We start from the raw sequence: 14,629 nt of genomic DNA on the forward strand, positions 1-14,629 counted from the left end.
CTTTCCCGTTGGTGATCGTCGGGCTGGGTGAACATTCAGGAAACCGGCGGAGATTAAGCGTTTCATCGCTTTCCCGGCCGCTCCCGATCAACCCCTTTGTCCGATTTATCGGCTTATTGGGTGTGGGGTATTTCACAGGGCAATTAGGTGAAATATCAAGCAGAAAGCGATTTCCGGAGCATTGTTCGCCCCTCGCCGGGCGGACGAGGGGCGAATTGGACCGTTCCGTACGGATATCGGCTAGGCGGCGGACCCTGAGCCCTTCTCGGCGGTGACGAGGAAGTCCTGGGCGATGAGCGGCAACCGGCGGCGGGCGTGCACGACGGCGATCACGCGACGCACGGCCGGATCCAGGGAGCGCACGACGAGCCCCGCCCGGCTGGCCTGCTCGGCCATGCCGCGGTACCAGAGCAGGGACGCCTGGCCGGAGCGGACCGCCTTGAGCCAGCCGTTGCGCTCGTCGGTCTCCAGCACGACGATCGGATTGACGGCGTACTTGCCGAACATCGCGTCCAGCTCCCGGCGGCGCACGCTGCCCCGGGCGGGCAGGGCCAGGCGCAGGCCGTCGAGGAGGTTCATCGGAACGGGGTTGGGCAGGTCGAGCCCCGGCGGGGAGATGAGCACGATCTCCTGCCGTTCCACCGGATGGGTGACCAGGTCCGGCGGGACGGGCAGGTCGGTCAGGCCGAGGTCGGCCCGCGAGTCCCGTACCGCGTTGACGACGGCGTCCCGGCCGTCGCAGCGGACGATGTGCACCCGGACCCCCGGATGCTCGGCGGCGTAGGCGGGCAGCAGCCGCCCGGCCAGCCCGGGCTCGAGGTTGGGGGTGGAGGCGATGCGCAGTTCGGCCTCCGATGTGCCACTGTGGCCGGCCAGGCCCTCGATCTCGCGGACCGCGTCGAGAGCCTCCCTCGCCAGCTTGACCACCCGGCGACCCTGGGCGGTGACGACGACACCCCGGCCGGAGCGGGCGAAGAGCGTCATGCCGAGCTCCCGCTCCAGATCCCGGATCGCACGCGACAGTGCGGGCTGCGCGATGTAGAGCGACCTGGCCGCGTCGGTCATGGTGCGGTGCTCCGCAGTCGCGACCACGTAGCGGAGCTGCTGCAGGTTCATGCCTTTGAAGCTAGGGCAACGCCCGGCGCGTGGTCCGGGACATAGCGGAGATCACCTCGTTTGATTTCGGAGGGTAACCGAGTGGTGCTACATCCGTGACGGGTGATAAATCAGTATGCTTCTGCCCCATATTTGGCAAAGATCCATTAGCGGGGGTGGCACGATGTCGGGAAACGGGCACTATCCCCCGCCGGATCAGGGGCAGCCGGGGCCCCAGCGGCCGCACTCGCTCCCCTGGCCGCCGCCGAACTACCCGAACCGCCAGGCACAGCCCGCACCCCACCCGCCGGCCCCTCAGCAGCCGCCGGCGCCGGTCATGCCGCCCCAGGGCGCCCCGCACCCCGGCCCGGCCCGGCCGCAGTACCCGCAGGGCCGGCCCTACCCGCCGGCCGGACCCCAGGGCCAGCCGTACCCGCAGGGCGCTCCCCACCCGCAGGGCCAGCCGTACCAGCAGGGCCAGCCGTACGCCGGCCAGCCGTACGCCGGCCAGCCGTACGGCGGGCAGCATCCCGGCCCGCAGGGCGGCCCCGGGTGGGCGCCGCCGCCACCGCCGGTGCCGCCGCGCCCGCACGGCGGGCAGTGGCCGCCGCCGCAGCCGCAGCGCAAGCGGGGCGGCGGCGCGATGACGGTGCTGGGCGTGGTGCTCGGCTCGCTGGCGGCGGTGTTCATCCTGCTGGTGGTCGCCACGAACGTGCTGAAGAGCCCGTCGAAGACCTCGACGACCACGCCGATCGCCCTGCCCGACCCCGACGAGACCCGGCCCGCGATCCGGCCCACCAGGCGGCCGACGCTGCCGCCGGTCCAGCGCCCGACCAACCGCCCCACCAGCCGGCCGACCAGCCAGCCGACACAGCAGACACCGGAAGAGGAGCAGGGCGAGCAGCGCGAGGAGGTCCCGCGCCCGCGTCCGGTGGACACGAGCGTCAGGACCAACAGCCTGTACCGGAGCGTCGCCCTCCCCCGGCTGAACTGCCCGGCGGGCAATCCGAGCATCTTCAACCACAGCCAGCTCAAGGCGCTGATCCTGAAGACCGGCCGGTGCATGGACAAGGCGTGGGCGCCGGTGCTGGACCGGGTGGGGATCGAGTGGAGCCCGCCCGGCTACGCCATCGCCTCGGGCCGCGGCCGGGGCGCGTGCGGCGACTACCCGTCGGCGGGGAGCATGGTGCCGTACTACTGCCCGCGCAACAACACCATCTACGCCTCGACGAGCGCGATGGCGCGCGGCAACGGCAACTCGATCGGCTACGGGCAGATCATCAGCTGGCACGGCGGCATCATCAGCATGATGGCCCACGAGTACGGTCACCACGTGCAGAACCTCACCGGCATCCTCGACTCCTACTGGCAGCGCCACCAGGCGACCGGCAGCGAGAGCGCCCGGCTGGCGCTGAGCCGCCGGCTGGAGCTGCAGGCCAACTGTTTCGGCGGCATGTGGATGCGCTCGGTGGCGGGCAGTTATCCGGTGCCGACCGGGCGGCGGGCCGAGTTGTTCGCCTTCTACGGCCGGGTGGGCGACCATCCCGGTTACCCGCGTGACCACGGCTCGCTCACCAACAGCCAGCGCTGGTTCCGCCAGGGGTGGGAGCGCAGCAAGCCGCAGCAGTGCAATACCTGGATGGCTTCGGCTTCCGCCACCTCCTGAAACGTTCATCTGAGATTTGTGTGTTGTCTCGGTTGTCCGTATATAGGGGCTAAAATCCTCTCCAGCCTTTGACCTGGTAGAGAAGGAGCTGGGTGTGCGCATGCGCAACGGGGGACGCGCCGGGAAACCGCGGCGTGGTGGCACGCCACGCTTCGCCCAGCCGATCACGCTCGGGTCCATCCTCGGCTGGACGGCGCTGTCGGCGCTCGTCCCCGGCCTGGCCCACCTGCGGGCCGGGCACCGGCGCACCGGATTCGCCCTGCTGGGCGTCTTCGGCGTCCTGCTGGTGACCGGCCTGATCTTCGGCCTGACGCGCACGAAGCAGAATCTCGGCGCGCTCGCCACCACCGGCAACCTGCTCGCGCTCACCATCGGCGCCGCCGTGCTCGCGCTGGCGTGGTTCGCCCTGGTGCTGTCGTCCTACATCAGCCTGGGGCCCAACCGGCTCGACGGCCGGGGCCAGATCGTCTCCGGGGTCCTCATCGGCCTGCTGTGCGTGGCGGTGATGGCGCCGTTCGCGATGGTCGCCAACACCGCGGTGACGTTCAAGTCGACGGTCGAGGCGATCTTCAAGCCCGGCGGGAGCGGCGACCCCGACCTCGTCCCCGCGGTCAAGAACCCCGAGACCGACCCGTGGAACGGCAAGGAGCGGGTGAACTTCCTGCTCATCGGCGGCGACGCCGCGGGCAACCGCGAGGGCGTGCGGACCGACAGCATGACGGTGGCCAGCATCTCGGTGAAGACCGGCAACACGGTCATGTTCAGCCTGCCGCGCAACCTGCAGCACGTGCACTTCCCGCCCACCTCGCCGCTGGCCAAGCACTTCCCCAACGGCTTCATGGCCGACCTGCCCAACGGCGGCCTGCTCAACGAGGTCTGGCAGTACGGCAACGACCACCCCGAGATCATGGGCGGCCCGCACCGCGGCCCGCGCGCGCTCATGGACGCCATCAGCCACACCCTCGGGCTCAAGATCGACTACTACGCCCTGATCAACATGTACGGCTTCGCCGCGCTGGTGGACGCGATCGGCGGGCTCCAGATCCGGGTGGACAAGGACATCAAGTTCGGCGGCCTGTACGGCACGGCCGGCACCATCAAGGCGGGCACCCGGCGGCTGACCGGCGAGGAGGCGCTCTGGTACGGGCGCTCCCGGGTCGGGTCCGACGACTTCTCCCGGATGAGCCGGCAGCGGTGCGTCATCGGCGCCTTCGCCAAGCAGGCGACGCCGGACGTGATCCTCACCAAGTTCAACCGGATCGCCGCCGCGGCCAAGCGGATGGCCGAGACGAACATGCCCCAGGAGCTCCTGCCGGCCATCACCCAGCTCGCCCTGAAGGTCAAGGGCGCCAAGATCACCAGCCTGCAGTTCGTGCCGCCGGAGTTCTGGCCGGGGTCGGCGGACTGGGCCAAGATCCGGCTGGCCGCCGCCCGGGCGGTCCGCGACTCCGCCAAGCCCGCCCGCCAGCAGCTCGCCGCCGGCGCGCCGTCCACCACTCCCAATCCCACCGGCGCCACCCCGCCCGCCTCCGCATCGGCCAGCGCGTCCGCCACCGGCACCCGGCCGGGGCAGGCCTCCCCCAGCCAGACGCCGACGCGCAACGACAACAAGGCCGCCAAGTCCCTCGACGAGCTCTGCGGCCTGAGCTGAGGAGCGGCCGCGCCGAAGTGATGGGGCAGGCCCGGCGGATGGGTTCGGTCAGCGGTGGGGATCACGGCTGACCGAAACCCGATTCGCCCGGTATGCCGGGTATTTGTGCAGCTCAGAACCCTCCGTTCTGCTGGACGCGTCCCCGCCGATGAAGCAGTGTTGGAAAGTTCGATCCCTCCAAGCATTCGGTGGTGCCCATGCGGATCATGATCCAGCTACGCCCGACGCCAGATCTCGTCGCCGCGGTCACGGAACCCGGCCCCAGCCCCAGCACGGCCGACGTGGCCGGAGGCCTGCCGGGCGTCGAGCTCGATCCGGCCTTCGTCCCCGTCGCCATCCCCCGCCCGCTCCCCCGGTCCGGCGGTGACCCGCTCAGCCTCGAGCAGCCGCTCGACTTCTCCCTCGCCGCCGAGGACGCCACGGTCCTGGTGCGCGGCACGATCTCCGACGACGACCTGGCCGCCCGGGTGGCCCTGCTGTCCTCGCTCCGCCCCGACGTGGTGGGCGTCCACGCCGACCCGGTGATCGAGACCAGCCTGACCTGCGGCGGTGACGCCCCGGTGGGCGACTGGCGCGACGTCGAGCGGCTGCTCAACGTGGCCGCGCTGAGCGCCGAGGGCCTCGACGGCTCGGGCGTGGCGCTGGCCGTGCTGGACACGGGCATCAACGCCGCCCACGTGGCCCGCCAGCTCGGCCGGAGCGTCACCCTGGACGCCGAGCGGAGCTGGAACCCGTCCGGCGTGCCGGGCCGGCCGGGCGAGTTCGACGTCGACCACGGCACGATGTGCGCCTTCGACACGCTGATCGCCGCCCCGCAGGCGTCGCTGATCGACGTCCCGCTGCTGATGTCGAGGCGGCCCGGCGGCTCGGCGCTGGACGGCCTGCTGTCGGACGCGGTGGCCGCCTTCGCGCACCTGCGCACCGTGCTGGAGGCCCAGCCGGCGGAGAGCAGGGCCCTGGTGATCAACAACTCGTGGGGGTCGTTCTCGCCGCGCTGGGACTTCCCGGTCGGGCATCCCGGCAACTACTCCGACAACGCCGCCCACCCGTTCAACCTGATCGTCGCCAGCCTCGACCGGGCCGGGGCGGACGTGCTGTTCGCCGCGGGCAACTGCGGGCGCGAGTGCAAGGACGGCCGCTGCGCCTTCCCCGACCGGCCGATCGTCGGCGCCAACTCGCACGCCAGGGCGCTGTCGGTGGGCGGGGTGGACGTCAACGGCGAGCGCGTGGGCTACTCCTCGCAGGGCCCCGGCCGGCTCACCGCCCGCAAGCCGGACCTCTGCGCCTACACGCACTTCCTCGGCTCCAGGGCCTTCGGCGAGGCGGAGCCGGACTCGGGCACCTCCGCGGCCTGCCCGGTGGCCGCCGGGCTGGTGGCGGCGATCCGCACGCAGTGGCCGGCCTCGCGGCTGTCGCCGGCGCAGTTGCGCTCGCTGCTGCGCCGTACCGCGGACGACCGCAGCGAGATCGGGTTCGACTTCGACTACGGATACGGGATCGTGGACACGGCGGGCGTCGTGGCCGCGTTGCGGCGGCGGGCCAAGCGCGTAGCGTAGACGTCATGATCCTGGTCACGGTACGGCTCCCGCCCGGCGCCACGCTGGAGGACGCGATCGAGCGGCTGGACCTGGCGCCCGAGGAGGTCGACTCCGCTTACGGGCTGGTGCTCATCGACCCCGACCAGGGTCTGTACGGCCTGCGCGTGACGGAGAAGGCCTGGCGCGAGGGGGCCTTCTCCGATCCCCGCATCGAGCCCTACGGCCCGCCGCAGTAGCCGCTCAGGCGTTGGCCCGGTTGAAGGTCCGCACCCCGACGGCCAGGCAGAGCGCGGTCAGCGCCGCGAGCACCGCCGCCCCGGTGGCCACCGCGCCGGTCAGGTAGTGCCCGGCGAACAGGTCCCGCACCGCGTCGAGCACGTGCCGGAAGGGGGTGACGCGTGACAGGACGTCGAGCCAGCCGGGCGCCATCGACATCGGCAGGAAGGTGCCCGACAGCAGCATGAGCGGCACCACCGCGGTCGTCGCCACCGGCGCGAAGAGCTCCTCGGGCAGGGCCAGCGCCGCCGCGTAGGACAACGCGGCCAGCGCGGTGCCCAGGACCGCGATGACCAGCAGCGACAGCAGCACCCCGGCCAGCGGCGCGCGCAGCCCGAAGGCGTAGCCCGCGCCGACCAGGACGACCGTCTGCACCAGCAGGGTCGTCACGTCGCTGAGCACCCGGCCCAGCAGCAGCGGCAACCGGCCGGCCGGCGTCACCCGCAGCCGTTCGAGCACTCCGGACTGCCGGTCGAAGAGCACCCCGAAACCGCACAGGCCGGCGCTCAGCAGCCCGAGCTGGAGCATCAGCCCCGGCACCAGCGTCTCCCAGGTGCCGACGGTGACGAACAGCGGCCCGAACAGCGCGAGGAACAGCAGCGGCTGGATCGCCCCGATCAGCAGCCCGAACCAGTTGCGGCCGGCCAGCCGGCGGTAGTGGCGCAGCAGGAGCCAGGTCTCACGCATCGACGGCCTCCGCGAACGCCTCGGCCAGGGTGCGGCCCCGGCGCAGCTCGTCGGGGGCGGCGTCGGCGACGATCCGGCCGCGGCTGATGATCACCACGCGGTCGGCCAGCGCCTCGGCCTCCTCCAGGTAGTGCGTCGTCAGCAGCGTGGTCACGCCGAGTTCGCGCACGTGCTCCCACAGCGCCGCCCGGCTGCCGGGGTCGAGGCCGGTGGAGGGCTCGTCGAGGAAGAGCACGTCCGGCCGGTGCAGCAGGCCGAAGGCGAGGTCGAAGCGGCGTTTCTCGCCGCCGGACAGGGAGGCGCCGAGGCGGCCGGCCAGGTGGGTCACGCCCAGCCTGTCCAGGGTGTGCCCCACCGCCCGGCGGGCTTCGGCGCGGCGCATGCCGTACAGCATGGCCTGCAGGAGGAGTTCCTCGCCGAGCGGGGCGAACAGGCCCGCTCCCCCGGCCTGGGAGACGTAGCCGATGCGCCGCCGTACCTCGCGGGGCTCGGCCAGCAGGTCGCGGCCGGCGACGGTGGCGCGGCCGCCGGTGGGGCGCAGGAGGGTGGCCAGCATGCGCATGGTGGTGGTCTTGCCCGCGCCGTTGGGGCCGAGGAAGGCGACCGTCTCGCCCGCCTCGACGGTGAGGTCGAGGCCGTCCACGGCGCGGAGGCCGGAACGGAAGGTCATGCTCAGAGCCTGCGTTCGGATCATATTTTTAGAGTAACCACAAATTTGGAGTCACTGCAAAGTTGTAGCATGCCCACATGGAGGAGAGCCTGCGCGAGCGCAAGAAGCGGGAGACCCGGACGCGGATCTCGGACGTGGCCACCGGGCTCTTCCTGGCCCACGGCTTCGACAAGGTGACCGTCGCCGACGTCGCCCGCGCGGCGGACGTGTCGGTGAACACGGTCTTCAACTACTTCGGCACCAAGGAAGACCTCTTCATGGACCGCCGCGGCGAGGCCGAGGACCTGCCCAGCAGGCTGGTGCGCGAGCGCCGCGCGGGCGAGGGCGTGGTGGCGGCCTTCCGCCGGGAGTTCCTCGCGGCGATCGAGGCGCGCGACTGGCGCTTCGGGCTCAACGCGGGCGCGGAGGTGTTCGGCCAGGTGATCAGGGACAGTCCCGCACTGACCGCGCGGCTGCGCGAACTGGAGACCGAGCAGGTCGAGCGCCTGGCCCGCACACTGGCGGAGGAGTCGGGCGCGCCGCCCGACGACCTACGGCCACGCCTGGTGGCCGGGCTGCTGATGACGACGCTGGGCGTGCTGTCCCAGCAGGTGGTACGGCTCGGCGAGGCCGGTGAGAGCTGGGAGCGGATCGCCCCCTGGCTGCGGGCCGAGGCCGAGAGCGCCTTCGGGCTGCTGGAGGACGGGCTGGGCGCCTACGGGGCCGGCTGAGGAAGGGCCCGGGAACAGATGAGGCCGGGGCGGCACGACACCCCGGCCCTGCTGCGGCGGATCAGTAGTTCACGCTGGTGCTGACGGCCACCAGGAAGACACCGAAGATGACATAGAGCACGATCACGATCGCCCAGAGGATGGTGCCGATCATGCCGCAGATCTTGCCCGCCTGGACCATGCCGCGGTTCTCGTACACCTGGCCGCTGGCGTCGATCTCCTTCAGCGTCTTGTTGCCCATCGACCAGGCGAACGGGCCGATGAGGCCACAGACGACCAGGCTCAGGATGCCGAGCACGAGAATGGTGGTGCCCTGCGGGTGGGTCAGCGGGGCGCCGTACTGCGGGCCGCTGCCGTAGGGAGGGTATGACATGGAGATTTGCCTTCCTTGTTTAAGTTCGATGGTTTATACCATGGGCCCGGCAGGATGACCTTGCATTTCACTTGCATGACATCTTGACCTAGCGCTTGCTACACTGCGCGCGTGCTCAAGCGCCTCCTGCAGTGGCTGACCACCCGCGACTGGTTCAGCCGGGTGGGCCCGAGGATCATCCCGCCGCTCGACCGTGCCGTCCACCGCCTGACCAGGGGCAAAGGCCTGACCGGCGACCTGCTGATCCCCACGCTCATGCTCACCACCACCGGCGCGAAGAGCGGGCTGCCCCGGCAGACGCCGCTGGCCTGCCTGCCGGAGCCGGACGGCGGCTTCCTGGTCGTGGGGAGCAACTTCGGCCGGCCCGAGCATCCCGCGTGGAGCGGGAACCTGCTGGCCGCGCCCGAGGCGAGGGTGCGCTTCCGCGGCCGGGAGTTCGAGGTCACCGCGACCCTGCTCACCGGCGAGGCGCGGGAGGAGGCCTGGAAGCGGCTGCTGGAGCTGTGGTCGGTGTTCGCCCATTACACCGATAAATCAGGACGAGAGCTCCGCGTCTTCCGGCTCACCCCTAAGATCATTTGACGGCCTTCATCGGACGTCGAGGCGGCTCGATGGAGGGCTGACCGCCGTCTGCCTTGGAGTGACCCCCTGCCATGCGTGACCGCCTGCGCGCGACCTTGGAAAGCGCCGGTTTCCAGCGTTTCCTCATCACCGTCATCCTGGTCAACGCGGCCACCCTCGGACTGGAGACCTTCCCCGAGGTGATGGCGGGATACGGCACCGCGCTGCACGTCATCGACCACGTGGCGCTCTACGTCTTCGTCGCCGAGCTGGCGGCCAAGATCTGGGTCTACCGGCGGCAGTTCTTCCGCGACCCCTGGAACCTGTTCGACGCCACGATCGTGGCCATCGCCCTGGCCCCGACCGCCGGGCAGTTGTCGGTGCTGCGCTCGCTGCGCATCCTGCGCGCGCTGCGGCTGCTGTCGGTGGTGCCGAGCCTGCGCCGCGTGGTGGCCGCGCTGCTGCGCGCGATGCCGGGGATGAGCTCGATCGTCGTGCTGCTGTCGCTGGTGCTCTACGTGGCCGCCGTCATGGCCACCAAGCTGTACGGCCAGACCGCGCCCGACTCCTTCGGCTCGCTGCAGACCTCGCTGTTCACCCTGTTCCAGACCATGACCGGCGAGGCGTGGCCGGACATCGCCCGCGAGGTCATGGCCGAGCACCCGAGCGCCTGGATCTTCTTCGTGCTGTTCATCCTGGTCTGCTCGTTCGTGGTGCTCAACCTGTTCATGGCGGTCGTGGTCAGCGCCATGGACGAGGAGTCCAAGCGCGAGCTGGCCGAACTGGAGGAGAGCACCGAGGCGGCGACCGACCAGATCCTGGCGGAGCTGGCCGAGCTGCGCCGGGAGGTCAGGGAGCTGAGGGAGGTCAGGGAGCCGAGCCGGTAGCGCCGGCTCCCGCGCCACGTCCGGTCAGCGGGAGTAGAACTCCACCACGAGCTGCTCGTCGACGGGGACCACGATCTGCTCGCGCAACGGGGTGGCGTGCAGGGTGAAGGTCAGGTTCGGCAGGTCGGCGCCCAGGTAGGCGGCGATGCGCTCGTCGGCGTAGAGGCCTTCGGCGGCGGCCACGAAGGGCTGCATGCGCCGCGACTTCTCGCGCACCGCGACGACCTGGCCGGGCTTGACCAGGTAGCTGGGGATGTCCACCTTGCGGCCGTCCACGGTGATGTGCCCGTGCGTGACGTACTGCCGGGCGGCGTAGATCGACGGGGCCAGGCCGGCGCGCAGCACGAGCGAGGCCAGGCGGCTCTCCAGGATGCTCACCAGCTCGGCGCCGGAGGAACCCTGGCGGCGCACGGCCAGGTCCCAGTAGCGACGGAGCTGGCGCTCGGAGACGTCGTAGTACCAGCGCAGCTTCTGCTTCTCCATCAGGCGCAGGCCGTAGTCGCCGGTGGAGCGGCGGTTGGTCTTGCGCCCGTGCTCGCCCGGCGGGTAGGGACGCTGCTCGAAGTAGCGGACCGCCTTGCGCGTCAGCGGGACGCCCGCTCGCCGGGACAGCCGCACCTTGGGGCCGGTGTAGCGCATCTTCACCTCAATATGGTTAGGTAGACCTTACTAAGGCAAGCCTAACCTACTTTGAAGAGGATGTCATGCCGCCACTCGCCGAGCGCGTCCGCACCCTGGCCTCGGCCGCCAGCGTCACCAAGGTGACCGTCGACGGCGTGCCGTACCCCGCCCGAGGCGGCGTGGACCACCGCGGCCGCCCGGTCGTGCTGGTACGGCGGGGCGAGCCGTTGCACCGGTTGCCGGAGGACGCCGTGGTCGCGGTCAACCTGACCGCCACCCGCCTGCTGGGCGGCGTCGAGCACCCGCGCGGCCTGGTCGAGGTGCAGGGCTGGACGCAGGCCGTACCTGAACGTGACCTGCGGCCGACGGCGGTGGCGGTGGCCGAGCGCTGCCCCGACGAAGGCTTGTTCGAGGCGCTGGAGCGGCACGGCGACCCGTCGGCGCCGCTCCTGCTGCGGCTGGACGTGGGCCAGGTCGTCTACCTGACCGGCGAGGAGTCGGGTGTCCTGGACGCCGACGACTACCTCGACGCCGAGCCCGACCCGCTGCTGGAGACCGCCGAGCGAGTGCTCGCCCACGTCAACGGCACGCACCGGGAACAGCTGAGCGGCGGGGTGGCCCGCCTGCTCGGCCGCCCCGCCGGCGAGGTGTGGTTGTGGGAGCTCGACCGGTACGGCGCGACCGTCCGGGCGGACGGCACGCTGGTCCGGGTGGGCTGGGAGCAGCCCGCGCGCAGCGGCCGGTGCCTGGAGACCGCCCTGCGCGGGCTGCTCTGCGTCTGCTAGCGAGCGGGGTCGCTCAGCAGGTAGTCGGCCGCGCGCTTCATGACGAGGTCACGCTCGGCCGGGGTGGACAGTTGCTCCAGGCCGAAGCCGAGGAGCACGGAGTCGGCGGTGACCACGGCGGGCGCGCCGAGCGAGTTGGCCCGGGTGAAGTCCGAGCCGACGTTGACGCTCCCGGCCGGGGGCCCGGGCAGCGTCCACGGGCCGAGGCCCGTCTCGAAGCCCTCGGCGTCCAGCACGCCGCCCGAGGTCGTCACCTTGGTGTCGTCCACGAACGCGCCCTGGAAACCGGTGCCGGGGTCGGCCACGTAGCTGATCGACAGCTCCACCTTCTTGCCGGCGTAGGCGGCCAGGTCGAAGGCGACCGGCTGCCAGCCGCCGGAGTTGCCGGTGAAGGCGTTCCAGCTCTTGGCCGTGCACGGCGTGCCCGCGGTCAGGTAGTTGAGCAGGTGCGGATGGCTGGCCAGGTAGTAGCCGACCTCGCACTCCTGCGGGATCGCGGTGGTGGTCCTGCCGTTCAGGTCGGGCAGGGTGACCCAGTCGTCGCCGCCGGCCGTGCGCGCCTCGACGATGACGTGGTCGTAGCCCTCCTCGACGTTGTAGGAGAACTGCGCCTCGAACTTCGGCGCCTGCGCCGCCACGACCCCGGTCAGGTCGATCGTCCGGGTCATCCGGCTGTAGGTGTCGTTGACGTGCCTGGCCGCCATGTACCACTTGCCCTCGACCGGCTCGAACGGCCCGGTCCTGCCCTGGTAGATGGCCGCAGGCGCGCTCTTGAACAGCGGGAAGTCCCGCTCGTTCAGCAGCGTGCTGGTCACCACGAAGTTGCCCGCCTCGTTCAGCGGGTTGTCGCCCGCGGCGAAGCCCGCGCTGACGCCGGTGAACGGCTCGCCGGTGCCCTCGACGCCGGTCGGCGAGGCGACCGTGCCGCGGCCCGAGGCGCCCAGCCAGTACTGCATGAAGTCGTTGGACAGGGTCTCGCAGTCGTCGCGGGTGCTCACGGTGACCACGCACGGCCGGTCGGGGTAGCCCTTGAGGCCGTAGAAGATGCCGGTGGTCATGACCGAGCCGAAGTAGGCCGCGGTCTCGCCGGCGTGCAGGACCTTGCCGCCCTCGTTGAGGTAGTCGCGCACGGCCAGGGTCAGATGGAAGGCCCGGTCGGCGACCTGGGCGTTCTGCCGGGGCGCGCCGAAGACGGTGATCGTCTCGTCGGCCGCGTCCTGGGTGAGGCGGTTGTCGCCGAGGTACCAGACCACGCCCTTGAAGTGGCCCAGCGCGCCCAGGTGGTGCGGCACGCCGTCGGCGTCGATGTCCCAGACCAGGGCCTTGCGGCCGGCGTTCTGGAGCGCCTGGACGTACTGCTGGGCGTACTTGGGCGCGTTGGTGCCCGCCGGGTAGACGGGGTTGACGCCCTTGTAGTCCTCGTCGGCGACGACCAGGACCTCGGCCCCGGCCTTGTCGCGCACGGTGTAGGTGAAGCGGGAGCTCTTGGAGGTGGCGGCGGTGAACCAGACCTCCACCTTGTCGCCGGCCTTCTGGCCCTTGACGGTGCCGCGGTACTCGGCGAAGTAGTGGTCGTTCTCGTCGCCGTACCGCTCGCCGCCCTTCCACTCGCTCACCGGCACCGACCGGGTCCGGCCGCCGTTGATCCGGTAGTGCAGCAGCTTGACCGGCAGCGAGCGGCGCATCAGCGCGGCCACCTGCTGGTCGCCGGAGTAGGCGACGGAGAACTCGTCGGGGTCGATGTCCGGCACGGTCCGGCCGACGACCGAGACCGGGCGGTCGGGGGTGTAGGCGGACTTGGCGACGCTCAGCGCATACGGGACGTTCTTGGCGACCTCCCAGGCGATCAGCCGCTCGTCGTCGGGGAAGACGAAGCCGGTCGCGTCGCAGTCGTCGCGGGTCCACTCGTCGGCCGGGTCGTGATCGGCGGCCCGCTGGCAGGTGGACATCTCCGGCGTGTGCGTCAGCGCGCCGAAGGCGTTCTCGAAGTGGCCGTCGGTCTCGCCGTTGGTGGTGTAGAGCTGGGCGCCGATCTCCGGCACGTAGTTCTCGACCGCCGGCTTGGCGGTGTCGCCGAGGATCGCCTCGTGGACCAGGTCGTCGGGGGTCGGGGTGAAGAACTGCCAGCCGGTGCCGTGCAGGAGCAGCTCGGCGGCCGAGTGCCAGTTGATCACGAACTTGGGCTTGACCTTCTGCATGAAGGCGAGCTGCGCCTTGGTCTCCGGCTCCGAGCCGGGCGAGGGGCCGCGGTAGGTGCCCGAGGACGGCACCGGCGAGGAGCCCTCGTTGTCGTAGCCCCACCTGTGCGGGAAGTTGCGGTTGAGGTCGACGCCCTCGTTGGTCTCGATCACGCCGTCGCCGTCGTTGTCGCGCAGGTTCTTGCGCCACAGGCGGTTGCCCTCGGTGAAGGTGTGGTCGTAACCGTCGACGTTGATCACCGGCAGGAACCACAGGTCGACGGTGTTGACCAGCTTGGTGATCTCGCGGTCCTTGCCGTAGCCGTCGAGGTAGTGGTGCATGAGGCGGCGGACCATCTCGGGGGTGATCCACTCGCGGGCGTGCTGCGCGGCCTGGTAGACCACCGCGGGCTTGACGCGGTCGGGCAGCACGCGGGCGCCGAGCGTGACGCGCAGCGCGGTGATCGGCTTGCCCTGGACCGTCGTGCCGATGTCCACGGCCTTGGCGATCAGGGGGTGGTCCTTGGCGGCCTTCAGCAGCTCCTCACGCAGGTTGCCGGCGCCGCTGTAGGGGCGGAACACGCCCGCGGCGGCGGCCTTGGCCGCGCGGGCCTGCGGGAGCGCCTGCTCGGTGAGGGCGATGCCCTGGGCGCGGAACTTGGCGGCCTCCGGCTCGTTCAGCACGGCCGAGAGCTTGATCTTGCCGCCGGCGCCGGGCTCGGCGCGGAAGTCCTCGCGGTCGAGGGCCTCCTGCCGGAGCAGGTCGAGCTGCTCCAGGGTGACTTCGGCGGTGTACACCTTCGGGCCGGTCGCCTCGACCTTCCCGGGGTCGGCGCCGGCGGGGGCGGCGACGAGGAGCGCGCATAAGAGGGATAAGGATGCTAGGACGGGTAAGCGCCTCATAAGGTCATTTGTCAGCCCAGCGGCAACGG

At 71.1% G+C, this 14,629-nt stretch carries 14 protein-coding genes; 8 read left to right on the forward strand and 6 right to left on the reverse strand.

What is annotated here, in order from left to right; genetic code table 11:
• Positions 1 to 240: 240 nt before the first annotated feature.
• Positions 241 to 1,116, reverse strand: a complete 876-nt coding sequence (locus ACIBG7_RS36075) for a LysR family transcriptional regulator (protein WP_357929971.1) — start codon at positions 1,114 to 1,116, stop codon at positions 241 to 243.
• Positions 1,117 to 1,432: 316 nt separating this feature from the next.
• Here ACIBG7_RS36075 and ACIBG7_RS36080 point away from each other — a divergent pair, with 316 nt between their 5' ends.
• From ACIBG7_RS36080 to ACIBG7_RS36095, 4 genes are all read left to right on the forward strand, one after another.
• The gene (locus ACIBG7_RS36080; protein ID WP_397339171.1) at positions 1,433 to 2,761 is read left to right on the forward strand and encodes a neutral zinc metallopeptidase; all 1,329 of its coding nucleotides are present in this window, start codon (positions 1,433 to 1,435) and stop codon (positions 2,759 to 2,761) included.
• Positions 2,762 to 2,861: 100 nt separating this feature from the next.
• The gene (locus ACIBG7_RS36085; protein WP_397339221.1) at positions 2,862 to 4,412 is read left to right on the forward strand and encodes an LCP family protein; all 1,551 of its coding nucleotides are present in this window, start codon (positions 2,862 to 2,864) and stop codon (positions 4,410 to 4,412) included.
• A gap of 197 nt (positions 4,413 to 4,609) precedes the next feature.
• Positions 4,610 to 5,968, forward strand: a complete 1,359-nt coding sequence (locus ACIBG7_RS36090) for a S8 family peptidase (protein ID WP_397339172.1) — start codon at positions 4,610 to 4,612, stop codon at positions 5,966 to 5,968.
• A gap of 5 nt (positions 5,969 to 5,973) precedes the next feature.
• Positions 5,974 to 6,186, forward strand: coding sequence for a hypothetical protein (locus tag ACIBG7_RS36095; RefSeq protein ID WP_357929980.1), 213 nt, complete (start codon positions 5,974 to 5,976; stop codon positions 6,184 to 6,186).
• 4 nt (positions 6,187 to 6,190) lie between these two features.
• Here ACIBG7_RS36095 and ACIBG7_RS36100 read toward each other — a convergent pair whose 3' ends face one another.
• Positions 6,191 to 6,913, reverse strand: a complete 723-nt coding sequence (locus ACIBG7_RS36100; RefSeq protein ID WP_357929983.1) for an ABC transporter permease — start codon at positions 6,911 to 6,913, stop codon at positions 6,191 to 6,193.
• Entirely contained in the window at positions 6,906 to 7,607 is a 702-nt protein-coding gene (locus ACIBG7_RS36105) for an ABC transporter ATP-binding protein (protein ID WP_397339173.1), read from the reverse strand. Before ACIBG7_RS36105 ends, ACIBG7_RS36100 begins: the two co-directional genes overlap by 8 nt.
• A gap of 53 nt (positions 7,608 to 7,660) precedes the next feature.
• On the opposite strand from ACIBG7_RS36105, the gene ACIBG7_RS36110 reads away from it, so the two are divergent.
• Positions 7,661 to 8,293 (forward strand): TetR/AcrR family transcriptional regulator, encoded by a 633-nt coding sequence (locus ACIBG7_RS36110; RefSeq protein WP_357929989.1) that lies wholly within the window; start codon positions 7,661 to 7,663, stop codon positions 8,291 to 8,293.
• 61 nt (positions 8,294 to 8,354) lie between these two features.
• Here the strand turns inward: ACIBG7_RS36110 and ACIBG7_RS36115 are convergent, their stop codons facing one another.
• Positions 8,355 to 8,666: a DUF4190 domain-containing protein gene (locus tag ACIBG7_RS36115; protein WP_357929991.1), complete on the reverse strand. Its 312-nt coding sequence runs from the start codon at positions 8,664 to 8,666 to the stop codon at positions 8,355 to 8,357.
• Positions 8,667 to 8,777: 111 nt separating this feature from the next.
• Here ACIBG7_RS36115 and ACIBG7_RS36120 point away from each other — a divergent pair, with 111 nt between their 5' ends.
• Both ACIBG7_RS36120 and ACIBG7_RS36125 read left to right on the forward strand, forming a co-directional pair.
• Positions 8,778 to 9,248 carry a nitroreductase family deazaflavin-dependent oxidoreductase gene (locus ACIBG7_RS36120; RefSeq protein WP_357929994.1) on the forward strand — a complete coding sequence of 157 codons (471 nt, stop codon included), beginning with the start codon at positions 8,778 to 8,780 and terminating at the stop codon, positions 9,246 to 9,248.
• 71 nt (positions 9,249 to 9,319) lie between these two features.
• Positions 9,320 to 10,114 carry an ion transporter gene (locus ACIBG7_RS36125; protein ID WP_357929996.1) on the forward strand — a complete coding sequence of 265 codons (795 nt, stop codon included), beginning with the start codon at positions 9,320 to 9,322 and terminating at the stop codon, positions 10,112 to 10,114.
• Between the two features lie 24 nt (positions 10,115 to 10,138).
• Here the strand turns inward: ACIBG7_RS36125 and rpsD are convergent, their stop codons facing one another.
• On the reverse strand, positions 10,139 to 10,753 hold the full coding sequence (rpsD, locus tag ACIBG7_RS36130; RefSeq protein WP_357930403.1) for a 30S ribosomal protein S4: 615 nt from the start codon (positions 10,751 to 10,753) through the stop codon (positions 10,139 to 10,141).
• Positions 10,754 to 10,818: 65 nt separating this feature from the next.
• On the opposite strand from rpsD, the gene ACIBG7_RS36135 reads away from it, so the two are divergent.
• A complete protein-coding gene (locus ACIBG7_RS36135; protein WP_357929999.1) occupies positions 10,819 to 11,520 on the forward strand; it encodes a DUF2470 domain-containing protein in 702 nt (233 codons plus the stop codon).
• On the opposite strand, the gene ACIBG7_RS36140 is transcribed toward ACIBG7_RS36135, so the two are convergent.
• Complete coding sequence (locus ACIBG7_RS36140) at positions 11,517 to 14,600, reverse strand: M14 family zinc carboxypeptidase (protein ID WP_397339174.1); 3,084 nt, start codon at positions 14,598 to 14,600, stop codon at positions 11,517 to 11,519. The genes ACIBG7_RS36135 and ACIBG7_RS36140 overlap by 4 nt on opposite strands.
• Positions 14,601 to 14,629: the final 29 nt, after the last annotated feature.

This window comes from Nonomuraea sp. NPDC050328 (genome assembly GCF_044459405.1).
Classification (GTDB): Bacteria; Actinomycetota; Actinomycetes; order Streptosporangiales; family Streptosporangiaceae; genus Nonomuraea.